We start from the raw sequence: 25,007 nt of genomic DNA on the forward strand, positions 1-25,007 counted from the left end.
GGGCTACGCCTCCTTGGAGAACAGCGTCCGGCCCCACCAGTCGTCCTTGTCGCGGACGCCCGGCGGGACGGCGAAGACCGCCGAACCCACATGCTGGATGTACTCGTTGAGCGCGTCGGTGGCGAGGTTGCGCTGGACGCGGATGAACCCCTCGCGCACGTCACGCTGGTAGGCGAGGAAGAACAGGCCGGCCTCCAGGCGCCCCAGACCGTCGGTGCCGTCGGTGAAGGAGTAGCCGCGGCGCAGGATCGTCGTCCCGTGGTTGGAGTCCGGGTGCGCGAGCCGCACGTGCGCGTCCGGCTTCATCGCCTTCAGGAACGGCTCGTCGCGTTCCTTCGCCTTGCCGACGGGAGCGCCCTCGCCCTTGTCCCGGCCGAAGATGTCCTCCTGCTCCTGCAGCGAGGTGCGGTCCCAGGTCTCGATGTGCATGCGGATGCGCCGGGCGACGAGGTACGAGCCGCCGACCATCCACTGCGGGCCGTCCTTGTCGCCGACCCACACGAACTTCTTCAGCCGGTCCGTCTCCGTGCCCGCGATGTTGCGGGTGCCGTCCTTGAAGCCCATCAGGTTGCGCGGGGTCTGCGCGTCGGGCGTCGTGGACGACGTCTTGCCGAAGCCGAGCTGCGACCAGCGGATGACGACCTTGCCCATGCCGATGCGGGCCAGGTTGCGGATCGCGTGCACGGCGACCTGCGGGTCGTCCGCGCAGGCCTGCACGCACAGGTCGCCGTTGCTGCGGGCTGCGTCGAGCGCGTCCCCGGCGAACTGGGGCAGGTCGACGAGGGCGTCGGGACGCTCGTGAGCGAGGTCGAACTTCTTGAACAGCGACGGCCCGAAGCCCACCGTCAATGTCAGCCGGGACGGCTTGAGGCCCAGGGCCTCGCCGGTGTCGTCCGGGGGCGCCTCGGGGAGCCCGCCGAACGCGCCCTCCCCGACCGCCTTCCCGGCCGTCATCCGGCGGGCCGCCTCGGTCCACTCCTTCAGTAGCTGGACGAACTCGGCGCGGTCCGCGGTCGTCACGTCGAACGCGGCGAAGTGCAGCCGGTCCTGGACGGGCGTGGCGATGCCCGCCTGGTACGTGCCGTGGAAGTCGACGGCGGCGCCGGTGTCGGCGGCCGTGGGGTCGACGTCGTTGCCGGTGCGGGTCATCGCGACCGCGCCGCCGGCCGTGGCGGCGCCGAGCGCGAGCCCGGCCCCGCCCCAGCCGATCAGCGACCGCCGGGACGGACTGCTGCTCTGGTTCTCCGACATGTCCGTGGTCCCCCCGGTCACTTCGCCACGGCGGCGGCGAGCTTGGACAGCGGCTCGGCGAGCGCGTTCACCGCGTCCGAGAGCCCCTTGCGGTCGGCGGCGCCGACCTTGTCGTACGAGGTGAACTCGTACGACGTCGTGTTCGGCCGGTACTTGTCCAACAGTGTGTTCAGCGCGGCGAACTGCTTGTCCAGCTCGGTGACCAGGGCGGCGTCGTTGTCCTTGGCGACCGGCTTCAGCAGCTCGTACGCCTGCTGCGCACCCTCGACGTTGGCCTTGAAGTCGACCAGGTCGGTGTGCGAGTAGGTCTCCTCCTCGCCGGTGACCTTGCCGGTGGCGACCTCGTCGAGGAGTTCCTTGGCGCCGTTGGCCATGGAGGTCGGGGTGATCACGGCCTTGCCGACCCGCTGCTTCCAGTCCGTCAGGTCGGCGACGAGCCGGTCGGCGAGGGTCTTGTCCTCGGCGGTGAGCTTCTTGTCCTGCCAGAGGGACTTCTCCAGGCGGTGCCAGCCGGTCCACTTCTGGCCGGCTTCCAGGCCGTCCGCGCGGGTGTCGACCAGCGGGTCGATGTCACCGAAGGACTCCGCGACCGGCTCGGTGCGCTCCCAGCCGATGCGGGAGGGGGCGTAGGCCTTCTTCGCGGCCTCGATGTTCCCGGCCTTGATCGCCGCGACGAAGGTGGCGACCTTGGGCAGCGTCTCGTCGGCCTGGGTCTGCGCGTAGGAGCGGTAGGCGGCGACGGCCTTGTCCAGGCGGGGGTCGCGCTGGGCTGCGGAGCCGCCGGTGACCTTGAGGTCCTGGCGGATGCCGTCGCCCTTCATGCCGGGCTTGCAGGCGATCCGGTAGGCGCCGGCCTTCACCTCGGCGGTGACCCGCTGCTTGGTGCCGGGGCCGATGTTCTCGCGCTCGCTGACCACCCGGTCGTCGGGGAAGAGGATGTAGACCTCGGTGACCTTGGAACCCTTGTTCTCGATGGCGAGTTCGACGTGCCCGGCGGAGATCTCCTTCTTGGAGGTCTCGCACTTGGAGTCGGTGGCGGTCACGCTGATGACACGGTCGCCGTCTTTCGTGTCGCTCTTCGAGGTGCACCCGGTGACGGCGGTCAGTGCGGTCACGGCGGTGACGGCGGTGACAACGGACAGTCTGGCGGCTCGCATTCGGGCTCCCAGCGATGGCTGAATCTTCACGTGACACGACTCACAGGATTGGTGAGCCTCGCCTAACTTATCCAAGGCTTACCTGCGTAATACCCGCCCGTGCCGTGATTCACCTCTCATAGACGCCGCAAGGGAACGACTCGATCACGGTGGCTCAAAGTGGACCCCAAGAGAAGGTCAAAGGAGATTCAAAGATTCCGCTTGGGGTGACGAGTGCTTCAATTCCCCGGTGACTGATTACGACGTGCTCCGCGTCTTCTGTGCGCCGAACGGCGGCTATGGCAACGAACTGGCTGTGGTCCGCGAAGGCTCGGTGCTGCCGGACCGCGAGGACCGACAGGACCTCGCGGCCAAACTCGGCTTCAGCGAGACGGTGTTCGTCGATGACCCCGAGCGCGGGGTCATCGACATCTACACGCCCACCGTGCGCCTGCCCTTCGCCGGCTACCCGTGCGTGGGCGTGGCCTGGCTGCTCGACGTGCCCGAGCTCGTCACCCCGGCCGGCGTCGTCGGAACCCGCCTGGACGGGGAGTTCACCTGGATCGAGGCGCGCGCGGAGTGGGCCCCGCCGCGCACACTCCGTCAGTACGCCACCGCCGCCGAGGTCGAGGACCTGTCCGTACCGCCGCCGGGCGAGTGGGTATACGCCTGGGCCTGGGAGGACGAGCCCGCCGGTCGCATCCGCGCCCGCGGCTTCCCCGGCCGCGACGACGGCATCGACGAGGACGAGGCGACGGGCGCGGCGGCGCTCCTGCTCACCGAGCGCCTCGGCCGTGCCCTGAACATCACCCAGGGTGCGGGCTCGCAGATCCTGACGGCTCCACAGCCCTACGGATGGGTGGAGATCGGCGGCCGGGTGTTCCTGGAACGCTGAACCCTACGACCGATTACTGGCTTTTGTGGTGTTTTGGGCGGCCGTACGGGTGGTCTGGGCGTGTGCGGGCGGGGATCGGCGGGGGTGATCGGGGACCTTTGGGCGTGACCACTCAGTCCCGTGAGAGGAACGCCATGCGTATCCGTTCAGTTCTGGCCGCAACCGTCCTGGGCATCGCCCTCGCCGCCGCCGGTGCGACGACCGCCACCGCCGACGAGGACGCCGGCTACCGCCACTCCGGCGAGGGCCGCGGTTACCACCAGTCCGAGGAGGGCCGCGGGTACAAGGAGTCCGAGGAGGGCCGCGGGTACAAGGAGTCCGAGGAGGGCCGCGGGTACAAGGAGTCCGAGGAGGGCCGCGGGTACAAGGAGTCCGACGAGGGTTCCGGTCACCGGCACTACTTCGACGAGGACAAGGGCAGCTGCAGCCCGTACATCGGCGCGGTCAAGACGTCCTCGGCCGACATCTTCTGGGCCGGCAAGCACTGCCACATCATCTGACCCGGCACCGGGCCCCCTCGCCGCGGAGCGACGGGGCCCGGCCCGCCCGCCCGCGAAGCCCGCTCACGCCGAGAGCGGGAACTCCTCGCCCAGGGCCCTGAAGACCGCCGTGTTCAGCGCGAAGGCCCGCTTGCACTCGCTCACGATCCGCTGCTTCTCCAGGTCGTCCGCGCGCACCCCGTCCAGCAGCCTGCGGTAACCCCGCTTGAACGCCGCCGGGTTGCCGATCCGCTCGAAGACGTAGAAGCGGACACCGTCGCCCCTGCGCTCGAAGCCCCAGGCGCGCTCCGCCCTGTCGCGGATGATCTGCCCGCCGGAGAGGTCGCCCAGGTAGCGCGTGTAGTGGTGGGCGATGTAGCCGCCAGGCCACCGCTCGGCGCACTCCCGCACCCGCGCCGCGTACGCCTCGGTCGCCGACAGGGCCGAAAGGCCCGTCCGCCACCCGGTGCCCCGCAGATGCGCCAGGTCCCGCGCCAGCGAGCCGAGCCGGAACAGCTCCGGCCGGATGAAGGGCCCGGCCACCGGATCCGACGCCAGCCCCTCGGCCCCGGCCTCCAGCGCCTCGTACACGAACCACAGCTGTTCGGTGTAGCGCGTGTAGGCGTCGACGCCGAGCCTGCCGCCGAGGAGGTCGCTCATGAACGGCGAGGTCTCCGCCGCCACGTGCTGCTCGTGGGACGCCGCGCGGATGGCCGTCGAGAAGGAGTCCATAGCGCCTCCCGGCCGACGCTCGCCGACCCGCTGTCGGCGATTGCCGGAACTTGCCGACACTCTGTCGGTAAAAGTCTACAAGAGAAAGCCCGCCCCGGCAGGGCGGGCGCTCTCCGGCCGACGGTCACGGCAGGGTCAGAATCTCCGCCCCCGTCTCCGTCACCACCAGCGTGTGCTCGAACTGGGCCGTCCGCTTGCGGTCCTTGGTCACCACGGTCCAGCCGTCGTCCCACATGTCGTAGTCGTGGGTGCCGAGGGTCAGCATCGGCTCGATCGTGAAGGTCATCCCGGGCTGGATGACGGTCGTCGCGTGCGGGCTGTCGTAGTGCGGGATGATCAGCCCGGAGTGGAACGACGAGTTGATGCCGTGACCCGTGAAGTCACGGACCACGCCGTAGCCGAAGCGCTTGGCGTACGACTCGATGACCCGGCCGATGATGTTGATCTGCCGGCCGGGCCGGACCGCCTTGATCGCCCGCTCCAGGGACTCCCGGGTCCGCTCCACCAGCAGCCGCGACTCCTCGTCCACGTCCCCCACCAGGTACGTGGCGTTGTTGTCGCCGTGCACGCCGCCGATGTACGCGGTCACGTCCAGGTTGACGATGTCGCCGTCGCGCAGCACCGTCGAGTCCGGGATGCCGTGGCAGATGACCTCGTTGACGCTGGTGCACAGGGACTTGGGGAAGCCGCGATAGCCCAGGGTCGACGGGTAGGCGCCGTGGTCGCACATGTACTCGTGCGCGACCTTGTCGAGCTCGTCGGTGGTGACCCCCGGCGAGATCAGCTTCGCGGCCTCCGCCATCGCCTGCGCGGCGATCCGGCCGGCCCGGCGCATCGCCTCGATCGTCTCGGGCGTCTGCACCTCCGGCCCGGTGTACGGCGTCGGCGCGGGCTTGCCGACGTACTCGGGGCGACGGATGTTTCCCGGCACGGAACGGGTGGGGGACAGCACCCCTGGAACGAGCAGCGACTGGCCAGACATGGAGTTGAGTCTAACGAGCGGCCATGGGGGAACATGTCGGTGGCGAGAGGAGCCGTCATGCCCCTGTTCAAGAAGCGGACCGTCGGCAAGCCGGGTGAGTGGTACTACTGCCTGGAGCACAAGAAGGTCGAGGAGGGGCCGGACTGCCCGGGCAAGGACCGTTTCGGCCCGTACCCCACCCGCGCGGAGGCCGAACACGCGATGGAGACCGCCCGCGAGCGCAACCTCCAGTGGGAGAACGACCCCAAGTGGCACGACACCCCGACGGGCGGCGCCGCCACGGACGACGACTGATCACCCGTCCACGACCCACCCGTCCACGACCCACCCGTCGACGATCTACACGCCCACGACAGGCGCGGCCGCCGTCCGTTTCTCACGCAGCCGCGCCGCGTGCTCGTTCGTGCGGGCGTCGTACGTCATCAGCCCCGGCAGGCAGAGCGCGAGCAGGCCCACCGCGCCGGCGCACAGCACCCCGCCCGACCAGACGGACGTCCGCACCCCCAGCCAGGCCGCGAAGCCGCCGCTGCGCACCTGGCCGACGGTCGGGCCCACCGAGTAGGACAGCAACTCGATCCCGGCCAGCCGCCCGCGCAGCTCGTCCGGGATCGTCTGGTTCCACATGACCCCGCGGAAGATCCCGCTGACCATGTCGAAGCCGCCGGCCAAAGTCAGGAACAGCAGCACGAGCCATACGTCGCCCACGAGCCCCGCGCCCGCGATCGCCAGGCCCCACAGCGCGGCCGACAGCACGACCATCCGCCCGTGCCGGTGCACCCGCGAGGTCCAGCCGCTGGTGAGGCTCACCAGCAGCGCCCCCGCCGGAACCGACGCGTACATCAGCCCCAGAGACCACTCGGCGTCCAGCTCGTCCGCGAGGAACGGCAGGACGGCGAGCGGCATGGCGAGGAACATCGCGGCGAGGTCCACGGCGTACGTGCCGAGGAGCTCCTTGCGGCCCCACGCGTACCGGGCGCCCTCGGCGATGGCCCTGAGGGAGGGCTTGGCGGCTTCGTGCGCTGCCGGTGAGGCGGCGATGCCGACGACGAGGGCCACGGAGACGACGAAGGTGAGCAGGTCGGCGGCGTAGGCCCAGCCGAGGCCCGCGTACGCCACGACGACGCCGGCGAGAGCCGGTCCCGCGACCCCGCCCACGGTCCACCGCAGGGAGTTCAGCGAGGCCGCCGCCGGCAGGTGCTCATGGGCGACGATCCGCGGCCACAGGGAGTCCAGCGCGGGCCGCTGGACGGAGACCAGGGCGGAGGACAGTGCGGCGACGAGGTACAGCGGCCAGACGGCGGGCCCCGGCAGCAGCGCGTTCACCAGCAGCACCGCGCTGAGCAGCCCCTGCCCGACCTCCGTCCACACGATCAGCTTCCGCTTGTCCCACGCGTCCGCGAGTGCCCCGCCGTACAGCCCGAACACCAGGAGCGGCAGCAGCTCCACGGCCCCGATCGCCCGGACGGCCGTGGCCGACCCGGTCAGCTCCTTCAACTGCACCGGCAGCGCGACGAAGGTGAGGAAGCTCCCGAAGTTGGACACCGTCCCCGACACCCACAGCCGCCGGAAATCCCGCGAGGCCCGCCACGGCGCGAGATCGGGAAGCAGCGCGCGGAACCCGGAGGGAGGCGGAGCGGAAGCGGCGGGGGAGTCGTCGTCGGTCACGAAAGGCCATGGTCGAGGGCCGCCGAAGAGGGCGGCAACTCCTTTTCGACCCCACCGAAGGAACCAGCCACCCGGTGTCACGACCCCAGGTGGGGACGAACGTCACCAAGACGAACGTCACCAAGACGAACGTCACCAAGGGGGCGGCGGTGGCGCCGTCAGACGCTCGGCCAGGTGGGTGAGGCGGTCGGCGAGGCGGCGGCGCCTTCTCGTCGGCGGCAACGTTTGGCCGGCGGCCGCGCTCACCAGGTGCTGCACGGTGTCGAGGTCCAGCTCGGAGCCGTCCGGCACGGGCAGCGTCTCGTGGGCCAGGGTCGTCAGGTCCCCCTCGCCGGGGCCGAGCGCGAGGACCGTGACACCGGCCCGGCGGGCCTCCGACACGCGTTCGAGCAGCGGTGCGTCCCCCGCCGGCGACGCCACCAGCAGCGTCTCTCCCCGTCGGGCCGCCTCGATCCGGCCCAGGCCCACCGCGAGGTGCGCTGGATCCGAGGGGCGCGCGTCATGCCGTACGAGCGTCGGCGTGAGCTCCGGCGTACCGGACCAGGCGGCCTCGTCCACCAGGTGCGCCGCTAGATGCCAGGGCTCGTACTCCGCCGTCCCCACCAGCAGCAGCCCGCCCCCGTGCGACACCACCGACCCTCGCAGCACCGCCCCGAACCTCCGGGTGGCCCCCAGCCACTCGGTCCCGGCGAGCACCTCACGCAACAGCGCGACCCGTACGGCGTCCATGCGGCCGCATCCTGCCCCAATCGGCCACCGGGGGCGGACGGTTCGCCGCACCTTCACCCGGCATGGCGAAAGGGCACCCGACACGCCCACGTAAAGTCGGCCCATGACCTCTACCGACAGTGCACACAACACGCCCGCGGCCGCCCCGGCGAAGGCCCCCGCCAAGGACCCCTGGGACCTTCCCGACGTCTCCGGACTGGTCGTCGGCGTGCTCGGCGGGACCGGCCCGCAGGGCAAGGGCCTCGCCTACCGGCTCGCCAAGGCCGGCCAGAAGGTGATCATCGGCTCCCGTGCCGCCGACCGCGCCCAGGCCGCCGCCGACGAGCTCGGGCACGGCGTCGAGGGCGCCGACAACGCCGAGACCGCGCGCCGCAGCGACATCGTGATCGTCGCCGTGCCCTGGGACGGCCACGGCAAGACCCTGGAGTCCCTGCGCGAGGAGCTGGCCGGAAAGCTCGTCGTGGACTGCGTCAACCCGCTCGGCTTCGACAAGAAGGGCGCCTACGCGCTGAAGCCGGAGGAGGGCAGCGCCGCCGAGCAGGCCGCCGCCCTGCTGCCGGACTCCCGGGTCGCCGCCGCCTTCCACCACCTCTCGGCGGTCCTCCTCCAGGACCCGGAGATCGACGAGATCGACACCGACGTGATGGTGCTCGGCGAGGAGCGCGCCGACGTCGAGATCGTGCAGGCGCTGGCCGGCCGGATCCCCGGCATGCGCGGCGTGTTCGCCGGGCGGCTGCGCAACGCCCACCAGGTGGAGTCCCTGGTCGCCAACCTGATCTCGGTCAACCGCCGCTACAAGGCCCACGCGGGGCTGCGCGTCACCGACGTATGAGCGCATGGGGGACACTGGTCGCAGCAGCCTCGCAGTGTCCCCCGACAGGAGCCGACCGACATGCCCCGCCTCGCCCTCTACACCCTCGTCGTCTGCGTCCTCGCCGTGGCCGCGGCGGTCGTCTCCTTCGTCCAGAGCAGCTTCCTGGGCATCGTGTGGGTGCTGCTCGCCGGCCTGTCGTCCAACATGACCTGGTACTACGTGAAGCGGGACAAGGCGCGCAAGGCCGTCGGGGCCGACGTCACCGGCTGACCGCGCAGAAGTCGTCCGTGCCCTCCCAGAAGCGGTACAGCGACTGACCGCAGTACGAGTCCAGGTCGCTGATTCCCAGGCCGCGCAGCATCGCGTCGATCATGTCGAAGAACTCCCGGTTCACCGCCGGCACCCACAGCAGCACGAACACGAACAGCAGGCCGAACGGCGCGAACGGCTCCACCTGCCGCTTGACGTTGTACGACAGCCACGGCTCGATGATCCCGTAGCCGTCCAGACCCGGTACCGGCAGGAAGTTCAGGAGCGCGGCCGTCACCTGGAGCATCGCGAGGAAGGCGAGCGCGAACCGGAATTCGTCCGGCACACCGTCCATCGCGTCCAGCCAGAACGGTGCCGTGCACACCACCGCGAACAGCACGTTCGTCAGCGGACCGGCCGCCGAGATCAGACTGTGCCGCCACCGCCCCCGGATCCGCCCCCGCTCGATGAAGACCGCGCCGCCCGGCAGACCGATCCCACCCATGATCACGAACACCACCGGCAGCACGATGCTGAGCAGCGCGTGGGTGTACTTCAGCGGGTTGAGCGTCAGATATCCCTTCGCGCCGACCGAGATGTCCCCGCTGTGCAGGGCGGTACGCGCGTGTGCGTACTCGTGCAGGCACAGCGACACGATCCAGGCCGCCGTCACGAACAGGAACACCGCCACGCCCGGCTGCTCGGCGAACCCCGTCCAGGTCGCCCAGCCGGTCACCGCCGTCACAGCGACGATCCCGAGGAAGACGGGACTGATCCGCCGCTCGCTGCTGCGGCTGGTGGCGGTGGTCATGGGGCCCCCTGAACTCGTACGCACGTGTGGAACTGCCCGACCGTACCCGGCCGGGGCGCACAGGGAAAACGTCTCGCGGGCGGCAACCGGTTCCTAGGAGGGTGGACCGAGTCGCCACGCCACCCGGCCGAACCCCGTGACCGTCCCCGAACCCAGCGGAGAGAATGACCCCGTGCGCTATCGCATCCTCGGCACCACCCAGGCCCTTCGTCCGGACGGCACCTCCGTCGCCGTCGGCGGGGCGCGGCTGCGTGCTCTGCTCACTGTGCTGGCGCTGCGGGCCGGGCGCAGCGTTCCCGCCGGGCTGCTGACCGAGGAGGTGTGGGCCCAGGATCCGCCCGCCGACGCGGCGGGCGCACTCCAGGCGCTGGTCGGGCGGCTGCGCCGGACTCTCGGGGCGGGCGCGATCGACTCAGCCGAGGGCGGCTACCGGCTGGCCGCCGCCCCCGACGACGTCGACCTGCACCGGTTCGAGCGGCTGACCGTCGACGGCGCCCGCTCCCTCGCCGACGGCGACCCCGCCAAGGCGGCCGCCCTCCTCGACGACGCCCTCGCCCTGTGGCACGGCCCGGCCCTCGCCGACCTGCCCGACCGCGCCGCCGAGGCGGCCCGCTGGGAGGCCCGCCGCCTCGACGCGGTGCGGGCCCGGCACACCGCCGCGATCGCCCTCGGCCACGGCGAGCAGTCACTGCCCGAACTCACCGCCCTGTGCGACACCCACCCCCTGGACGAGCCCCTTCAGGCCCTGCGGCTGCGCGCGTTGCGCGAGGCGGGCCGCACCGCCCAGGCGCTGGCCGCCTACGACGACGTCCGCCGACTGCTCGCCGACCGCCTCGGCGCCGACCCGGGCCCCGAACTGCGCACCCTGCACGGAGAGTTGCTCAACCCGGACGAGCCGAGCCCGGTCGGCCCGGCGGAGCCCTCCCGGCCGGCGGAGCCCTCCCGGCCGGCGGGTCCCGTGACCCCCGAGGTGCCGGCCACGACCCCGGGCAACCTCCGTGCCCGGCTCACCTCCTTCGTCGGCCGGGAGGACGACATCGCGGCCATCCGCGGGGACCTCGCGAGCGCGCGCCTCGTCACGTTGCTCGGGCCCGGCGGGGCCGGCAAGACGCGGCTGTCGCAGGAGGCCGCCGAAGCCGTACGGGACGCGGAACGGCCCGGGGCGCGCGACGGCGTCTGGCTCGCGGAGCTCGCGCCCGTCGCCGACCCGGACGCCGTGCCGCAGGCCGTCCTCACCGCCGTGGGCGCCCGCGAGACCGTGCTGTACGGCGCCGGCGCCGAGGAGATGCGGGCCGTCGCGGAGCGCCACGACGACCCCATGGACCGCCTGGTCGAGCACTGCGCCCGACGGCGGATGCTGATCGTCCTCGACAACTGCGAGCACGTCGTCGAGGCCGCCGCCCGGCTCGTCGAGGAGCTGCTGGCGCGCTGCCCGCGGGTGACGGTGCTGGCCACCAGTCGCGAGCCGCTCGGCGTGCCGGGTGAGGTGCTGCGCCCGCTGGATCCGCTGCCGGAGCCGGTCGCGCTGCGGCTGCTCGCCGACCGGGGCGCGGCGGCCCGCCCCGGATTCCGCACCGAGGACGACCCCGAAGCCTGCGCCGAGATCTGCCGGCGCCTCGACGGGCTGCCCCTCGCCATCGAGCTCGCCGCCGCCCGGCTACGGATGTTGACGCCCCGTCAGATAGCCGACCGGCTAGACGACCGCTTCCGGCTGCTCACCTCCGGCAGCCGGACCGTCCTGCCCCGCCAGCAGACCCTGCGGGCCGTCGTCGACTGGTCCTGGGACCTGCTCGACGACGGTGAACGTGACGTCCTGGCCCGGCTGTCGGTCTTCGCCCGCGGCTGCGACCTCGCCGCCGTCGAGGCGGTGTGCGGCCCCGCCGCGCGCGACCCGCTCGACCTGCTCGCCTCCCTCGTCGACAAGTCGCTCGTCGTCGCCGCCCCCGCCCCCGGCGGCGACATGCGCTACCGGCTGCTGGAGACCGTCGCCGAGTACGCGGCCGAGCGGCTGGACGAGTCGGGCGGGCGGGCCGCCGCCGAACGTGCGCATCTGACGTACTACCGCGAACTCGCCCGCACCACCGAGCCGTTGCTGCGCGGACCCGGTCAGCGCGCCGCCGTCGACCGCCTCCAGCTGGAGTACGAGAACCTGCGCACCGCGCTGCGCCGCGCCGTCGACGCAACTGACGAGCAGGAGGCCCTCAGCCTCACCCTGTCCCTCACCTGGTACTGGCAGATGCGCGACCTGCGCATCGAGGCCCGCACCTGGTGCGGCGAGGTCATGGCCCTGGGCCCCGACCCGTTCGCCGAACCCCTGCGCCGGGCCGCCCCGGTGTGGAAGCCCTGCACGGACACTCCGCCCCCGCTGACCGGCGAGATCCTCATGGAGGCCCGGCGCGGTGTCCACCTGGCCCATCTCGCCTGCATGGACACCGAGATGGAGGCCTGGCAGGCCCCGGCCGCACAGGCCAAGCTGCGGCTGATCGCCGCCGCCTACGAGCCCGGCCTCCCGCAGACCTGCCGGGTGCCCGGCATGCTCTGGTTCTTCGCCGTGCTGATGACCAGCGACCTGGAACGCATCCACACCATCGTCGACGCCAACGTCGACACCTGCCGCCGCACGCCCGGCTACGAGTGGGAGCTCGCCTCCTGTCTGCAGATGCGCGCCAACATCCTCGCCAACCGCTCCGAGTCGGCCGACGACGCCTTCCGGGACGCCGACGAGGCGCTGGAGATCTTCCGGCGCCTGCGCGACGCCTGGGGCACCGCCGAGGCGCTCTCCGCCCGCGCCGAGGCCCATGAACGGCTGGGCGCCTACCACCGGGCCGCCGCCGACTACGAGGACGCCATGGAACACGCCGAACGGATCGGCGCCCGTGCCCAGTTGGCGGTCCTGCGCGCCCGGCTGGGCAGTGTGCTGCTGGAGGCGGGGGACGAGGAGCAGGGCGAGCGCCTGCTGCGCGAGGTGATCGACGGCCCCGAGCAGGTCGGCAGCGAGGCCATCCCCGCCGCCCGTCTCTTCTTCGCCGGCTGGCTCGCCGCCGCCGGCCGCCGCCCCGAGGCCCGCGAACAACTCCAGCGGCTGCGCGCGGGGTTCGACTTCGGGCACTTCGCCGTCTTCGACGCCTTCCTGCTGGGCGCGGAGGCCTGGCTGAACGCCGTCGACGGCCGGCCCGAACAGGCCCTGACCGACATCCGCACCGCCCTGCGGCGGGCCACGGAACCGCTGTCCGCGGCCATCGCCCCGCAGATGCGCTCCGTCTACCTCTGCGTCGCGGCGATCGCGCTCAGCAGCGTCGACGGCGGCAGCCGAGCCGCCGCCGGCGCCCGCTGTCTGGGCGCCGCCGACGCCCTGCTGCCGTCGCGCCACGTGCCCCCGCGCTGGGAGCGCGAGGCACGCGCCCTGGCCATGACCCGCACCCGCGCCGCCCTCGGCGACACGGCCTTCGAGGCCGCGTACGCCGAGGGCGGTGGCCTCTCCTACGAGGAGGCCACCGCCCTGGTGTGACGAGCCACAGCCGCCCCGACCGGTGAGGGCCTGCCCGGCGGATCAAGCTAGTTCTTGGTGCGGAACTTGTGGATGGCGACCGGCGCCATCAGCGCCGTCAGGCCCACCGACCAGGCCAGGGTCACCCACAGGCCGTGCGCGACCGGGCCGCCCACCATCATTCCGCGCGCGGCGTCCGCGAGCGCGGACAGCGGGTTGTAGTCGGTGAAGTTCTGCAGCCAGCCCGGCATGGACCGGGTCGGCGCGAAGATCGACGAGCCGAACTGCAGCGGCATCAGCACCAGGAAGCCCATCGCCTGCACGGACTGCGCGCTCTTCATCATCACGCCGAGGGTGATGAACACCCACATCAGCGCCGAGCCGAACACGGTGGCCAGCCCCACGGCGCCGAACAGCCCCGGCCAGCTGGTGATGTCGAAGCCCACCAGCACGCCCACGATCAGCAGGATCGCGCATGCGAGGAGCATCCGCATCAGCTCCACCACGATCTTGGCGACCAGCACCGAGCCGCGCCCGATCGGCAGGGACCGGAAGCGGTCCATGACCCCGGAGTTGAAGTCGGTGTTGAAGCCGGTGCCCACGCCCTGGGACATGTTCATCCCCATCATGGCCAGCAGCCCGGGGACGACGTACTGCACATACGCTTCCTGCCCGCCGCCCAGCGACTGGCCGATGGAGCCGCCGAAGACGTACACGAACAGCAGGGTGAAGATCACCGGGAACAGGACGGCGTCGAACATCGACTCCGGGTCCTGCCGGATCCACAGCAGGTTGCGCCGGATCAGCGCCCCCGTGTGCCGGGCATGGCTGCGCAACGAGATCCGCGTGTCGGCGGCCGTGCTGATGTCAAGGGTGGCGGCACTCATACCGCGACCTCCTCGCGGGTGTCGGTGGGCTGGGCGTCCTGCGGGGCACTGGCGCGGTGGCCGGTGAGGGACAGGAACACCTCGTCCAGGCTGGGCAGTTCGGTGGTGAGGGAGGAGAGGGTGATGCCGCGCGCGGTGACCGCGCCGATCACCGCGGTCAGCTGTTCGTCGCTCAGCACCGGAACCAGCAGTGACCCGCGCTCGGCGTCCACGACGGTGGTGGCGAGGCCGGTGATGCCGAGTTCGTCGAGCCAGCCGGCCAACGGCCGCAGCTGGAGCGGGTCGGCGGGCCGTATCCGCAGCGTCCGGCCGCCGACCCGGGCCTTCAGCTCCTCGATGCCACCGCCCGCGATGACCTTGCCCCGGTCGACGACGGTCAGCTCGGAGGCGAGTTGCTCGGCCTCCTCCATGTACTGGGTGGTCAGCAGGACGGTGACGCCCTCTCCGACCATCGCCTTGACCTCGTCCCACACCTCGTTGCGGGTGCGCGGGTCGAGGCCGGTGGTCGGCTCGTCGAGGAACAGCACCTGCGGTCGCCCGATCATCGAGGCGGCGAGGTCGAGCCGGCGCCGCATGCCGCCGGAGTACGTGCTCGCCGGCCGCCTGGCGGCCTCCGTCAGCGAGAACCGCTCCAGCAGTTCGTCGGCACGGGCCCTGGCCTCCTTGCGGGACAGGTCGAGCAGCCGACCGATCATGTAGAGGTTCTCCCAACCGGGGAGCTTCTCGTCCACCGAGGCGTACTGCCCGGTGAGCCCGATCACCCGGCGCAGTTGCCGGGGCTGGCGTACCACGTCGTAGCCGACGACGGTGGCGTGCCCGCTGTCGGGAGCGAGCAGCGTGGACAGGATCCGTACGAGGGTGGTCTTCCCGGCGCCGTTCGGCCCGAGCACCCCCATGACGGTCCCCTCCCGCACCTCGAGGTCGACGCCGTCCAGTGCCTTGGTCTCGCCGTAGTGCTTGACCAACCCCCGAACGGTCACAGCGCTTCCCGCGCCACTGGGGTTCTTGTCGATTCGCGTCATGCAGGAAACAGTGCCAAGCCCCACCGACAAACCGCCGACAGACCACCTACACCCCCGACAGACCACCGACACCACCGATGAATCCCGACGAACACAGCAACCAAAGGGGAGCAGCCCGCCGATGGGGGAAGATCGGCGGGCTGCCATGGTGCGGAGTTGGTTCTGGGAGCCGGCTCAGGAGTCGGCTCAGGAGTCGGCTCAGGAGCCGGCTCAGGAGTCGGCTCTAGTGGACGGAGTGCTCCTCCTGCGGGAACGTTCCGCCGACGACGTCCTCGGCGAACGCCTTCGCCGCGTCGCCCATGACCTGACGCAGGTTGGCGTACTGCTTCACGAACTTCGGGACCCGGCCGCCGGTCAGCCCCAGCATGTCGGTCCACACCAGCACCTGCGCGTCCGTCTCGGGACCGGCGCCGATGCCGACCGTCGGGATGTGCAGCACGCGCGTCACCTCGGCCGCCAGCTCCGCCGGAACCAGCTCGAGAACCACCGCGAACGCGCCCGCGTCCTGCACGGCCTTCGCGTCCCGCAGCAGCTGCTGGGCGGCCTCCTCGCCGCGCCCCTGCACGCGGTAGCCCATCGCGTTCACGGACTGCGGGGTCAGGCCGATGTGCGCCATGACCGGGATGCCGGACTCCACCAGAAGCTCGATCTGGCGGTGCGAGCGCTCGCCGCCCTCCAGCTTCACGGCGCCGATCCCGGCCTCCTTCACCAGCCGGGTCGCCGAGCGCAGCGCCTGCACCGGACCCTCCTGGTAGGAGCCGAAGGGCAGGTCGCCGACGATCAGCGCGCGCTGTGTGCCGCGCACGACCGCCGCCGACAGCATGGTCATCTCGTCGAGGGTGACAGGCACGGTCGTCTCGTACCCGAGGTGGCAGTTGCCCGCCGAGTCGCCCACCAGCATCACCGGGATGCCGGCCTCGTCGAAGACGGACGCGGTCATCGCGTCGTAGGCGGTGAGCATGGGCCACTTCTCGCCGCGCTCCTTGGCGAGGCCGATGTCGCGGACGGTGATACGGCGTGTGCCCTTGCCCCCGTACAGCGCCTTGCTGCCGTCGGAGGTGGTCTGCTGCGCAGTCTGGGCAGCCGAAAGCTGCGTCATTGCAACGGCTCCTAACGTCATCTCGAGGCGCCCTCACGGCGTCCCCGGACCACCTCCCATGGTGGCACCTCGTGCCAGGGAGGGCCAGAGCGCCCCCTGTGGGTAAGGCCTCAGTAAGAAACACGGTAAGAAAATCGATACGAGACGGTCTCGTATCGGAACTGTCCTAGGCTCGACGGCATGACTACTCCTGCCGTCCCCACCGCGCCGCGGATACCGGAAGCGGTGCACCGCCGTCGCTGGGCGATCCTCGGCGTGCTGATGCTGAGCCTGTTGATCGTGGTGCTCGACAACTCGATCCTGAACGTGGCGATCAAGACGATCTCGACACCCGCCCCGACCGGGCTCGGCGCCACCCAGAGCGAGCTGGAGTGGGCGATCAACGCCTACACGCTCGTCTTCGCGGGACTGCTGTTCTCCGCCGGCCTGCTCGGCGACCGCATCGGCCGCAAGAAGGTCCTGCTCGGCGGGCTCGCCGTCTTCGGCGTCGGCTCCGCGCTCGCCGCCGAGTCCGGCTCGCCGGCCCAGCTCATCGCCTTCCGCGCGCTGATGGCCCTCGGCGCCGCCTTCGTGATGCCCGCCACCCTCGCCGTTCTGATGAACGTCTTCGAGCGCGAGGAGCAGCCCAAGGCCATCGGCATCTGGGCCGGCGGGGTCGGTCTGGCCATCGCGATAGGGCCGATCACCGGCGGTCTCCTCCTGGACCACTTCTGGTGGGGCTCGGTCTTCCTCATCAACGTGCCGATCGTGCTCCTCGCGTTCGGCCTCATGCTGTGGCTGGTGCCCGACTCGCGCGACCCGAACCCCGGCCGGATCGACCCCGTGGGCGTGGTCCTGTCCGTGGTGGGCCTCGTCCTGCTCGTGTACGGCATCATCAAGGGCGGCGAACTCGCCGACTTCACCGATGCGACCGTGCTGTCGACCATAGGCGCGGGCCTCGCCGTCCTCGCCGCGTTCATCGTGTTCGAGCAGCGCAGCGACCATCCGTCGATCGACGTCAGCTACTTCAAGAACAAGGTCTTCTCGGCCGCGATGACCGTCATCATGCTGGTCTTCTTCGCGCTGATGGGCGTGACCTTCTTCTCCGTCTTCTACACCCAGAGCGTGCGCGGCTACTCGCCGCTGCAGTCGGGTCTGCTGCTGCTTCCGCTGGCCGCCGCCCAGCTGGTCTTCGCGCCGCGCGCCCGGCTGGTCGTGGACCGCATAGGGATCAGGGCCACGACCACGGCGGCGATGTTGGTCCTCACGGCGACCCTGGGCGCGTTCGCCACGCTGGACGCCGACACGCCGATCTGGCTGCTGGAGGTCGTCTTCTTCTGCATGGGCGCCGGAATGGCCCATGTGATGACCCCCACCAGTGTCGTCATCATGCAGTCCCTGCCCCGCGAGAAGGCCGGCTCCGCCTCCGCGCTCAGCAACACCTTCCGTCAGATCGGCGGCGCGCTCGGCATCGCCGTCCTCGGCTCGGTGCTCTCCACGTCGTACCGGGGCGGCATCCAGGACAGCCTCGGGTCGCTGCCGGCGGGGCTGCGCGAGACGGCGGGCGAGTCCATCGAGGCCACGCTGGGGGTCGCCGCCAAGCTCGGCGGACGTGGCCAGGGCCTGATCGCCCCCGCCAACGACGCGTTCCTGCACGCCATGCACATCACCGCGCTGTGCGGCGCGGGGGTGGCCTTCCTCGGCGCGGTCGTGGTGGCCCTGTTCCTGCCGGGCCGGGCGAAGCCGGCACAGGAGGAGACGGAGGAGGGGGAGTTGGTCCAGTCGAAGTCGTAGCCCGGGCGACAATTCCCCGGTACGACGAAGGGATCAGAGGAAGGAATCAGTGGACGTGAGCCTCGCCGAGAGCGGAACCGACAACGGAACCGCGGAGCAGCCGGTTCGGGGGCGGCCCCGGAGCGAGGCCGTGGAACGCGCCATCATCGAGGGGACGATGAGGCTGCTGGAGGAGGGCGTCCCGCTCGCCGAGATCTCCATCGAGCGCATCGCCCGCACCGCCGGCGTCGGCAAGGCCACCATCTACCGCCGCTGGAGCGGCAAGGAGGAGCTCTTCGTCGACGTCCTGCGCGCCGCCGAACCCGCGGACTCCGAGGTACTCCCGGGCACTTCCATGCGCGACGACCTGATCGTGCTGCTGGAGGGGCTGCGGCGGCGCGGCCTCGCCAACCGCTCCTCGGCGATCCTGCACAACGTGCACGCCCAGATGAAGAGCAGCCCCAAGATCTGGGCGGCGTACCACAACTCGGTCATAGCGCCCCGGCGCAGGATGGGCATCGACGTCCTGCGCCGGGGTCAGGAGAACGGCGAACTCCGCGCCGACCTGGACGTGGAACTGGTGAACGACCTCGTCGTCGGCCCCATGCTGGTCCGCGCGATCCTGCGCCCGGACGCCGAACTCCCCGACGACCTCCCGGAACGCATCGTCGACACACTGCTGGCGGGACTACGGCCCGTCAGTTCCCCGGCGGCGTAGGGCCGAGGGCGCCGCCGTCGGTCCGTCCGGCCCCATGTGCACGTTTCGTCACAGACCGGTCCGTGTGGCCCGGCGCCGGAACCCGTGGGAGCGGCCCGTTCGTCCTCGTGCCCGTACGGCCGTCACGGGACGGCGAGAACGAACCCGAACATCCCCTAGGGTCGTACCCGGGGGACGGACGGTGTGCACGGCGGGCAGTGAGGCGACGGTATGGCGCAGCAGGCGTACATGACGGAGACGGGTGACAACGGAGGCTCGGGACCCGAGCCTCGGGGATTCCGCATCCGGCGCCTGATCGGCACTCTGCTCGACCGGGCCTTCGGCGGCTGGCGCGGCGACCCGCGCATCTGGCGGCGGGGCCTGGTCCTCACCGGGTTCGCGCTGGCGTTCTCCCTGGTGATGCTGGTGCACTCGCGCATCCCCAACCGCTACGGCAACCTCGGCAGCCTCACCGAGACGTTCCTGCCCTGGATCGGCGTCTTCGTCCCCGTGCTGCTGGTGCTGGCGCTGGTGCGCAGGTCGGCGACGGCGCTGATCGCCGTCGTCCTGCCGGCCGTGGTCTGGCTGAACCTCTTCGGCGGGCTCCTCGGCGACAAGACCGGCGGCGGCGACCTCACCGTCGCCACCCACAACGTCAACGCCGACAACCCCGACCCCTCCGGCACCGCCCGTGACGTGGCCGCGTCCGAGGCGGACGTGCTGGCCCTGGAGGAGCTGACCGACTCGGCGGTGCCGGTGTACGAGAAGGCGCTGGCGGCGACGTACAGGTACCACTCGGTGCAGGGCACGGTCGGCCTGTGGAGCAAGTACCCGCTGAGCGGCGTGAAGCCCGTCGACATCAAGCTGGGCTGGACGCGTGCGATGCGGGCGACGGTCGCGACGCCGCAGGGACAGGTCGCCGTCTACGTCGCCCACCTTCCCTCCGTGCGGGTGAAGCTGCAGGCCGGGTTCACCGCCCGGCAGCGCGACAAGAGCGCGAACGCGCTGGGCGAGGCGATCGCCGACGAGCCCCTGCCCCGGGTGATCCTGCTCGGCGACCTCAACGGCACCATGAACGACCGCTCCCTCAACGCGGTGACCTCCCAGATGCGCTCCACGCAGGGCGCGGCCGGCAGCGGCTTCGGCTTCAGCTGGCCGGCGTCGTTCCCGATGGCGCGGATCGACCAGATCATGGTGAAGGGCGTGGACCCGGTCACGTCGTGGACCCTGCCCCGGACGGGCAGCGACCACCTCCCGGTGGCCGCACGGGTGAAGGTCACCACACCGTAACCAGCAGGTCATCCGCTGGAGTGCCGGGGGAATACCGGGCCGGGCAGACTTTGTTCCGTACGTGAACATACGAATCGTATGATGAACGTCAGTCCCCGCTCTCCCTGAAAGGCAAGTCCTCCATGCCCCTGGCCCTGCTCGCCCTGGCCGTGGGTGCCTTCGGCATCGGCACCACCGAGTTCGTGATGATGGGCCTGCTGCCCGAAGTCGCCGCCGACCTGCACGTCTCGATCCCGACGGCCGGCCACCTGGTCTCGGCGTACGCGCTCGGCGTCGTCATCGGCGCGCCGCTGCTCGCCGCCGTGACCGCCCGGATGCCCCGCCGGACCGTCCTGATCTCCCTGATGGCACTCTTCGTCGCGGGCAACGCCCTCTCCGCCCTCGCCCCCGGCTACGACTCGCTCCTGGCCGCCCGCTTCCTCAGCGGACTGCCGCACGGCGCGTTCTTCGGCGTCGGCGCGGTCGTCGCCACGAGCATGGTCGCGCCGGAACGCAAGGCCCGCTCGGTGTCGCTGATGTTCCTCGGCCTGACGGTCGCCAACATCGTGGGCGTGCCGGTGGCCACACTGATGGGCCAACACCTGGGCTGGCGCGCCACCTTCCTCGGCGTCAGCGTGATCGGCCTCGCCGCGATCGCCTCGCTCGCCCTCCTCATCCCGCGAACCCTGCCCGGGGCGACGCCCGCCACCGGCCTGCGCGGCGAACTCGCGGCGCTGCGGTCACTGCCGGTCTGGCTGGCACTGGGGACCACCGTCGCGGGCTTCGGCGCCCTCTTCTCCGCGTACAGCTACATCACCCCGATGCTCACCGACGCGGCCGGCTACGCCGACTCCAGCGTGACCCTGCTGCTGGCGCTGTTCGGCGTCGGCGCGACCATCGGGAACCTGCTGGGCGGCCGCCTCGCCGACCACGCGATGCGGCGCACCCTGTTCGCCGGCCTGACGTCCCTCGCGGTCGTCCTGGCACTCTTCCCGCTGCTGATGCGCGCACAGTGGAGCGGCGCCCTGGCCGTCGTCCTCCTCGGCGTCGCGGCCTTCGTCGCGGGCACCCCGCTCAACCTGATGGTCATGGAGAAGGCGTCCACAGCCCCCTCCTTGGCCTCCTCCGCCAACCAGGCCGCCTTCAACCTCGCCAACGCCGGCGGCGCCTGGATCGGCGGCCTGGCCCTGGCGGCCGGCCTCGGCGCGACATCCCCGGCGACGGCGGGCGCGGCGCTGGCAGTCCTGGGCCTGGGGGTGGCGGGCGTCGCGTACGTCGTCGACCGCCGCAGGTCTTTCGCCGGCGCCACCGGCCGGGAACGGGTCGTCGCGACCCATCTGCCGCGTGCGGCGGAGCCGGCGCACGCGGGGGAGACGGCGCACGCGGGGGACCGTCACTGACGTCGGGTGACCTGGGCTTGTCCTGTGCGGCAGAACGGCCGCTCGCGCTGATCCACATGCCGTCGCCACCATGCCTCGGAACCCACTCCTATCCGCTCACCACACTGCCCCTGGCGCCGGGGGCGCTCCTCGCCCTCTACACCGACGGCCTCATGGAGACCCCCGGCACGGACATCGCCCACGCCATCGCCGACCTCGCCCACCGCCTCGGCGAGTCGAGCGGGCGTCCCCTGCACCGGCTCGTGGACAACCTCATCCACCACACCCGCCACGCCACCCAACACAACGACGACATCGCCCTGCTCCTGCTCCAGCCCAACTGGGGTCTCTGAGTGGGGCTGTGACACCCTTTGGCAGTGCTTTTGGGTGATCAGGTAAGCGGTGTCGAGCTCAGCCCACTGCGGTACCAGTTCTCTGTGGTCCGCGGCGACTCATACGATGACAACTGGCTGGTCGTCGGTGGCGCTGTGACGACTCCGGAGGGCGTCTGGTCCTTCGCTGATCCCTGTCTGCTGACCGATGAAGCCCGCCAGGTATCCGCCTGGCTGCGTGCGGTGGCTGCGGGGACGGTTGCGGCGATCGGACCTGATGCCGACGGCGGGCTGTCGCCGGACACGTGGTTCGTCGAGCCGGTCCTGGCCTTCAGCCTCGTCGATCGAAGCGAGGACGGTGCGGTGATTCGCGTGCACCTGTCCATGGAGGCGGCACCCCCATGGCAGCAGGGTGAAAACGGAGCAGACATCTACCAGTACTTCGTGGAGGTGCAGGTAGCTGCACCTGCTCTGCTTCAGGCAGCTGAACAGTGGGATCTTGCTCTGGCTTCGTTCCCGACCCGCTGATCATCTTCGCGGGGCACGGGAACGGGAGTGCCAGACCCGTCGTGCCGTGTCTGAGCGGTCGCGGCACGACGGGGATCAGGTGCGGCCCTGACCCGAGCGGCCGCCGTGGGGGTGCGTCAGGACCGCGTCCGCACGAGCACCAGGGCGGTCACGGCCGCCACGTACAGGAGCAGGCCGGTGACTGCCCTCACGATGGGTCTCTGGCAGGCGGCTGCCGATGGCACGAACAACGGCAGCGGCGTACGAGCAGTACGCCTGTCGAATGCGGCAACGGTACGTCATGCGTCTGGCGACACCAGGCGTGGACGTCCTCGTAGCCGGGCTTGCGGGCCAGCGTGCACTCGGGGGACAGGGCCGGCGCGTCGGTCGTCGTCACGGGTGCTCGCTCGGCTGGGGCAGTCGGGCTCCCCGGCTGTCGGCGATGCGCAGAACATCGCCGAGTACCTGAGTGGTTGCGCTGAGGGCGCGCCGTAACGCGAACTCGCCGGCCTTGCGATCGTCGAGGACGGCTCTCGCGCCTGCGAGGACGTTCGCTCCGTCCCTGAGCTGGTCCGCCTCGATCTCGTCGGCGAGCCGGGACAGCGGGCCGCCGGTGCTGTCGGCGGACAGAAAGCACGGCTTGCCGGTATCGGTCTCCCACGGCAGCAGCCGTAGGCGCGTCGCAGGCGCTGGGAGGGGCTCTCGGTCGTAGTTCACGCGCGCACCCCTGGGGGGTGTGCGTCCATCGGTGTCACGGGCATCATGAAAGCTCCCTTCCAAGGGACTGGGACGGTGCGTCTGCTTGGCGGTAGGGCACCGTCCCAGCACGGGCCGGCCAACAGCGGCCGGTTACTGGCTCAAGCCAGTTTGACTACGGGGGGTGACCCGCGTCAAGTAAGTGGCTTAAGCCAGTTGATATGCTGCGGGTATGACAACGTCGGCCCGCTCCTCGAACCAACCGCCGAGCAGACGCATCGCGGAGGAACTACGAGCCGCCATCGAGGCCGGGCACCTCGCGCCGGGCGACAAGCTGCCCTCCGAACGCACCCTCGCCCAGCAGTAGGGAGCCGCGCGCAACACGGCCCGCGAGGCGATCCGGATCCTCTCGGAAGAAGGGCTGGTGACGGCCCGACAGGGAAGTGGGGTGTTCGTACGGGAGCGGCAGCGGTTGTTCCGCTTCGGCAGCGACCGCTACTCACGCAGCAACCGCGAAACCGGCTTGACCCCGTTTCGGCTCGAAGCCAGGCGCCAGGGCAAGGAGGCCCGGATCGACGTCGTGGGCATCACCCGTGAGAACCCGCCCCGAGGCATCGCCGAGCGCCTGGGTGTTCCTGCCGACGAGGAGAGCGTGTTGCACCGGGAAAACCACTACTTCGCCGACGACGAACCTGTGCAGATCGTTTCGACCTACCTCCGGTGGGACGAGGCCGAGGGCACGCCTCTGACGCAGCCCAGGACCGGCCAGGACGGGATCTATGGCCGACTCGAAGAACTCGGCCACGTCATGACGCGCGTACGGGACGAGATCACCGCGCGCATGCCGACGCCGGCTGAAGCCGCGGTTCTCGGTCTGCCCTCCGGAGTCCCCGTCATCGAGGTCCTGCACACGAGTCTGGACCAGGAGGGGGAGCCGTTCGAGGTCTCCCGGTACGTGCATCGCGCGGACCGGACCGGTCTGCTCTACGAACTGCCCGTCGAATGAACGCCGAGCCCACCAGGAGCCCCGCATGGAAAGCACCGTCATCCGCCGCTTCGAGGACGCCGATCTCCCCGGCGCGGCAGCGGCACTGACGGACGTGCATGCCACCGACGGATACCCCGTCGAGGGTGTGGCCCGCCCGGAGGAATGGCTTCGGTCGGACGACGTACTGGCCTCCTGGGTCGCGGCGGCGGGGCAGCGGATCGTCGGCCATGTCGCGGTGATGAGGCCGCGGGGCGAGGGTGCGGTGTCCCTGTGGGTTGAGCAGAGCAGGGACGACGAGCAGCGGATCGGGGTGCTCGCCCGTCTCTTCGTCGTCAGGGACGCACGTACGCACGCCGTGGGCGAGCAACTGGTCCGCACGGCCATGGGCTACGGGCTGAGCCATGACCTCCGCCTGGTCCTCGACGTGATGGTCAAGGACGCGGCAGCCATACGCCTTTACGAGCGCCTCGGCTGGCTGAGGACGGGGCGCATCGTGCATCACTACGGCAGAGGACAGTGCATCGATGCCGTCTGCTACGTGGCTCCGGCGGCAGGTCCGGTCCCGCCCGTGGGCGCATTTTGATGGGATCGGCGCATGGTGGGGACTTACCAAGTGCTGGCAGGGTGAAGGCACTTCGGATGAGCCGTCTATGGCGATCCGCAGCGGCACAGGGGGAAGGGGCAGCTGGTGGACTGGTTCTGGTGGGTTCTCATCGTCTTCTGGACGGGTGGCTTCGCATGGGCGACCGACAACGTCCGCACCGCGCTGCGCAATCGGCATGAGCGCAAGTTGCAGTTGCTGGAGGCGGAAAAACAGGAACGTCTGGCCATCGACGCAGCCAACAAGTCTCCGGAGCCGGTGTGCGGATGCACGCACCATCTCGCCAAGCACGACAAGCAGGGCCGGTGCCACGAACGCGTCGAGGTGCCGACGGCCTGGGACGAGAACAAGAAACCGCTCCGGTACGAGGCCGGCCAGTGCAACTGCCAGCAGTACGTGGGACCGCAGCCGCTGTCGCAGGTGTTCGCGGAGGACCTGACGGACCGCGCCTGACCAGGACTGCGAGACCGCTCTCGGGTGATGCTGGTGCGCCCACACAGAGGGTGCCGGCCGCCGGAGCCTGAACGTCCGGCGCGGCTGGGTGCCAC

The 25,007-nt window shown here is 70.9% G+C and carries 26 protein-coding genes and 1 pseudogene; 16 read left to right on the forward strand and 11 right to left on the reverse strand.

Annotated features, from left to right (window positions below; translation table 11 throughout):
- Positions 1–3: 3 nt before the first annotated feature.
- Entirely contained in the window at positions 4–1,251 is a 1,248-nt protein-coding gene (gene efeB / locus B5557_RS32165; RefSeq protein ID WP_079662733.1) for an iron uptake transporter deferrochelatase/peroxidase subunit, read from the reverse strand.
- 17 nt (positions 1,252–1,268) lie between these two features.
- On the reverse strand, positions 1,269–2,408 hold the full coding sequence (gene efeO / locus B5557_RS32170) for an iron uptake system protein EfeO (RefSeq protein WP_079662734.1): 1,140 nt from the start codon (positions 2,406–2,408) through the stop codon (positions 1,269–1,271).
- 229 nt (positions 2,409–2,637) lie between these two features.
- On the opposite strand from efeO, the gene B5557_RS32175 reads away from it, so the two are divergent.
- Positions 2,638–3,282, forward strand: a complete 645-nt coding sequence (locus tag B5557_RS32175; RefSeq protein ID WP_079662735.1) for a PhzF family phenazine biosynthesis protein — start codon at positions 2,638–2,640, stop codon at positions 3,280–3,282.
- Between the two features lie 134 nt (positions 3,283–3,416).
- Positions 3,417–3,782: a hypothetical protein gene (locus B5557_RS32180; RefSeq protein WP_079662736.1), complete on the forward strand. Its 366-nt coding sequence runs from the start codon at positions 3,417–3,419 to the stop codon at positions 3,780–3,782.
- 63 nt (positions 3,783–3,845) lie between these two features.
- Here B5557_RS32180 and B5557_RS32185 read toward each other — a convergent pair whose 3' ends face one another.
- Positions 3,846–4,493 carry a biliverdin-producing heme oxygenase gene (locus B5557_RS32185; protein WP_079662737.1) on the reverse strand — a complete coding sequence of 216 codons (648 nt, stop codon included), beginning with the start codon at positions 4,491–4,493 and terminating at the stop codon, positions 3,846–3,848.
- Positions 4,494–4,617: 124 nt separating this feature from the next.
- Complete coding sequence (map, locus tag B5557_RS32190; protein WP_079662738.1) at positions 4,618–5,475, reverse strand: type I methionyl aminopeptidase; 858 nt, start codon at positions 5,473–5,475, stop codon at positions 4,618–4,620.
- A gap of 57 nt (positions 5,476–5,532) precedes the next feature.
- On the opposite strand from map, the gene B5557_RS32195 reads away from it, so the two are divergent.
- Complete coding sequence (locus B5557_RS32195; RefSeq protein WP_079662739.1) at positions 5,533–5,769, forward strand: hypothetical protein; 237 nt, start codon at positions 5,533–5,535, stop codon at positions 5,767–5,769.
- Between the two features lie 45 nt (positions 5,770–5,814).
- On the opposite strand, the gene B5557_RS32200 is transcribed toward B5557_RS32195, so the two are convergent.
- Both B5557_RS32200 and B5557_RS32205 read right to left on the reverse strand, forming a co-directional pair.
- Positions 5,815–7,140, reverse strand: coding sequence for an MFS transporter (locus tag B5557_RS32200; RefSeq protein ID WP_079662740.1), 1,326 nt, complete (start codon positions 7,138–7,140; stop codon positions 5,815–5,817).
- Positions 7,141–7,272: 132 nt separating this feature from the next.
- Entirely contained in the window at positions 7,273–7,869 is a 597-nt protein-coding gene (locus B5557_RS32205; protein WP_079662741.1) for a hypothetical protein, read from the reverse strand.
- 103 nt (positions 7,870–7,972) lie between these two features.
- Between B5557_RS32205 and npdG the strand changes: the two genes are divergently transcribed.
- Together npdG and B5557_RS32215 are read left to right on the forward strand one after the other, a co-directional pair.
- Entirely contained in the window at positions 7,973–8,701 is a 729-nt protein-coding gene (gene npdG, locus B5557_RS32210) for an NADPH-dependent F420 reductase (protein WP_079662742.1), read from the forward strand.
- A gap of 60 nt (positions 8,702–8,761) precedes the next feature.
- On the forward strand, positions 8,762–8,953 hold the full coding sequence (locus B5557_RS32215; protein ID WP_079662743.1) for a hypothetical protein: 192 nt from the start codon (positions 8,762–8,764) through the stop codon (positions 8,951–8,953).
- Here the strand turns inward: B5557_RS32215 and B5557_RS32220 are convergent.
- Positions 8,943–9,743, reverse strand: a complete 801-nt coding sequence (locus B5557_RS32220) for a site-2 protease family protein (protein WP_079662744.1) — start codon at positions 9,741–9,743, stop codon at positions 8,943–8,945. The two genes, B5557_RS32215 and B5557_RS32220, sit on opposite strands and share 11 nt — an antisense overlap.
- A gap of 172 nt (positions 9,744–9,915) precedes the next feature.
- Between B5557_RS32220 and B5557_RS32225 the strand changes: the two genes are divergently transcribed.
- Positions 9,916–13,251, forward strand: a complete 3,336-nt coding sequence (locus B5557_RS32225) for an AfsR/SARP family transcriptional regulator (protein WP_231976107.1) — start codon at positions 9,916–9,918, stop codon at positions 13,249–13,251.
- A gap of 47 nt (positions 13,252–13,298) precedes the next feature.
- On the opposite strand, the gene B5557_RS32230 is transcribed toward B5557_RS32225, so the two are convergent.
- The 3 genes from B5557_RS32230 to panB all read right to left on the reverse strand — a co-directional run bounded on the left by B5557_RS32230 (position 13,299) and on the right by panB (position 16,238).
- Positions 13,299–14,117, reverse strand: coding sequence for an ABC transporter permease (locus tag B5557_RS32230; protein WP_079662746.1), 819 nt, complete (start codon positions 14,115–14,117; stop codon positions 13,299–13,301).
- Positions 14,114–15,139, reverse strand: coding sequence for an ATP-binding cassette domain-containing protein (locus tag B5557_RS32235; RefSeq protein WP_079662747.1), 1,026 nt, complete (start codon positions 15,137–15,139; stop codon positions 14,114–14,116). Before B5557_RS32235 ends, B5557_RS32230 begins: the two co-directional genes overlap by 4 nt.
- A gap of 223 nt (positions 15,140–15,362) precedes the next feature.
- The gene (panB, locus tag B5557_RS32240; RefSeq protein WP_079662748.1) at positions 15,363–16,238 is read right to left on the reverse strand and encodes a 3-methyl-2-oxobutanoate hydroxymethyltransferase; all 876 of its coding nucleotides are present in this window, start codon (positions 16,236–16,238) and stop codon (positions 15,363–15,365) included.
- Between the two features lie 180 nt (positions 16,239–16,418).
- Here panB and B5557_RS32245 point away from each other — a divergent pair, with 180 nt between their 5' ends.
- The 6 genes from B5557_RS32245 (at position 16,419) to B5557_RS32270 (ending at position 22,195) form a co-directional block, all read left to right on the forward strand.
- The gene (locus B5557_RS32245) at positions 16,419–18,011 is read left to right on the forward strand and encodes an MFS transporter (protein WP_079662749.1); all 1,593 of its coding nucleotides are present in this window, start codon (positions 16,419–16,421) and stop codon (positions 18,009–18,011) included.
- A 55-nt stretch (positions 18,012–18,066) separates the two neighbouring features.
- Positions 18,067–18,708, forward strand: coding sequence for a TetR/AcrR family transcriptional regulator (locus B5557_RS32250; protein WP_099938230.1), 642 nt, complete (start codon positions 18,067–18,069; stop codon positions 18,706–18,708).
- 210 nt (positions 18,709–18,918) lie between these two features.
- Positions 18,919–19,977 carry an endonuclease/exonuclease/phosphatase family protein gene (locus B5557_RS32255; protein WP_079662750.1) on the forward strand — a complete coding sequence of 353 codons (1,059 nt, stop codon included), beginning with the start codon at positions 18,919–18,921 and terminating at the stop codon, positions 19,975–19,977.
- Positions 19,978–20,099: 122 nt separating this feature from the next.
- Positions 20,100–21,356, forward strand: a complete 1,257-nt coding sequence (locus B5557_RS32260) for an MFS transporter (RefSeq protein WP_079662751.1) — start codon at positions 20,100–20,102, stop codon at positions 21,354–21,356.
- A 56-nt stretch (positions 21,357–21,412) separates the two neighbouring features.
- Positions 21,413–21,688 carry a SpoIIE family protein phosphatase gene (locus B5557_RS32265; RefSeq protein ID WP_079662752.1) on the forward strand — a complete coding sequence of 92 codons (276 nt, stop codon included), beginning with the start codon at positions 21,413–21,415 and terminating at the stop codon, positions 21,686–21,688.
- Positions 21,689–21,712: 24 nt separating this feature from the next.
- Positions 21,713–22,195, forward strand: coding sequence for a WapI family immunity protein (locus B5557_RS32270; RefSeq protein WP_079662753.1), 483 nt, complete (start codon positions 21,713–21,715; stop codon positions 22,193–22,195).
- 372 nt (positions 22,196–22,567) lie between these two features.
- Here B5557_RS32270 and B5557_RS32280 read toward each other — a convergent pair whose 3' ends face one another.
- Positions 22,568–22,891 (reverse strand): hypothetical protein, encoded by a 324-nt coding sequence (locus B5557_RS32280; RefSeq protein WP_079662755.1) that lies wholly within the window; start codon positions 22,889–22,891, stop codon positions 22,568–22,570.
- Positions 22,892–23,102: 211 nt separating this feature from the next.
- Here B5557_RS32280 and B5557_RS45450 point away from each other — a divergent pair.
- The 4 genes and pseudogenes from B5557_RS45450 to B5557_RS32300 form a co-directional block, all read left to right on the forward strand.
- Positions 23,103–23,315: pseudogene (locus B5557_RS45450) on the forward strand (winged helix-turn-helix domain-containing protein); the annotation flags it as partial.
- 3 nt (positions 23,316–23,318) lie between these two features.
- Positions 23,319–23,876, forward strand: a complete 558-nt coding sequence (locus tag B5557_RS32290) for a GntR family transcriptional regulator (protein WP_173877873.1) — start codon at positions 23,319–23,321, stop codon at positions 23,874–23,876.
- 25 nt (positions 23,877–23,901) lie between these two features.
- On the forward strand, positions 23,902–24,441 hold the full coding sequence (locus tag B5557_RS32295) for a GNAT family N-acetyltransferase (protein WP_079662757.1): 540 nt from the start codon (positions 23,902–23,904) through the stop codon (positions 24,439–24,441).
- Between the two features lie 105 nt (positions 24,442–24,546).
- On the forward strand, positions 24,547–24,912 hold the full coding sequence (locus B5557_RS32300; protein ID WP_079662758.1) for a hypothetical protein: 366 nt from the start codon (positions 24,547–24,549) through the stop codon (positions 24,910–24,912).
- Positions 24,913–25,007 lie beyond the last annotated feature (95 nt).

It is taken from the genome of Streptomyces sp. 3214.6 (genome assembly GCF_900129855.1).
Taxonomy (GTDB): Bacteria; Actinomycetota; Actinomycetes; order Streptomycetales; family Streptomycetaceae; genus Streptomyces; species Streptomyces soliscabiei.

Coding starts and splice junctions, on each gene's coding strand:
- B5557_RS32195 (WP_079662739.1), top strand. CDS start 5,533: ATGCCCCTGTTCAAGAAGCGGACCGTCGGCAAGCCGGGTGAGTGGTAC.
- B5557_RS32235 (WP_079662747.1), bottom strand. CDS start 15,139: ATGACGCGAATCGACAAGAACCCCAGTGGCGCGGGAAGCGCTGTGACC.
- map (WP_079662738.1), bottom strand. CDS start 5,475: ATGTCTGGCCAGTCGCTGCTCGTTCCAGGGGTGCTGTCCCCCACCCGT.
- B5557_RS32245 (WP_079662749.1), top strand. CDS start 16,419: ATGACTACTCCTGCCGTCCCCACCGCGCCGCGGATACCGGAAGCGGTG.
- B5557_RS32185 (WP_079662737.1), bottom strand. CDS start 4,493: ATGGACTCCTTCTCGACGGCCATCCGCGCGGCGTCCCACGAGCAGCAC.
- efeO (WP_079662734.1), bottom strand. CDS start 2,408: ATGCGAGCCGCCAGACTGTCCGTTGTCACCGCCGTCACCGCCGTGACC.
- B5557_RS32205 (WP_079662741.1), bottom strand. CDS start 7,869: ATGGACGCCGTACGGGTCGCGCTGTTGCGTGAGGTGCTCGCCGGGACC.
- B5557_RS32180 (WP_079662736.1), top strand. CDS start 3,417: ATGCGTATCCGTTCAGTTCTGGCCGCAACCGTCCTGGGCATCGCCCTC.
- B5557_RS32220 (WP_079662744.1), bottom strand. CDS start 9,743: ATGACCACCGCCACCAGCCGCAGCAGCGAGCGGCGGATCAGTCCCGTC.
- efeB (WP_079662733.1), bottom strand. CDS start 1,251: ATGTCGGAGAACCAGAGCAGCAGTCCGTCCCGGCGGTCGCTGATCGGC.
- B5557_RS32265 (WP_079662752.1), top strand. CDS start 21,413: ATGCCGTCGCCACCATGCCTCGGAACCCACTCCTATCCGCTCACCACA.
- B5557_RS32255 (WP_079662750.1), top strand. CDS start 18,919: ATGGCGCAGCAGGCGTACATGACGGAGACGGGTGACAACGGAGGCTCG.
- B5557_RS32215 (WP_079662743.1), top strand. CDS start 8,762: ATGCCCCGCCTCGCCCTCTACACCCTCGTCGTCTGCGTCCTCGCCGTG.
- B5557_RS32230 (WP_079662746.1), bottom strand. CDS start 14,117: ATGAGTGCCGCCACCCTTGACATCAGCACGGCCGCCGACACGCGGATC.
- B5557_RS32295 (WP_079662757.1), top strand. CDS start 23,902: ATGGAAAGCACCGTCATCCGCCGCTTCGAGGACGCCGATCTCCCCGGC.
- B5557_RS32260 (WP_079662751.1), top strand. CDS start 20,100: ATGCCCCTGGCCCTGCTCGCCCTGGCCGTGGGTGCCTTCGGCATCGGC.
- panB (WP_079662748.1), bottom strand. CDS start 16,238: ATGACGCAGCTTTCGGCTGCCCAGACTGCGCAGCAGACCACCTCCGAC.
- npdG (WP_079662742.1), top strand. CDS start 7,973: ATGACCTCTACCGACAGTGCACACAACACGCCCGCGGCCGCCCCGGCG.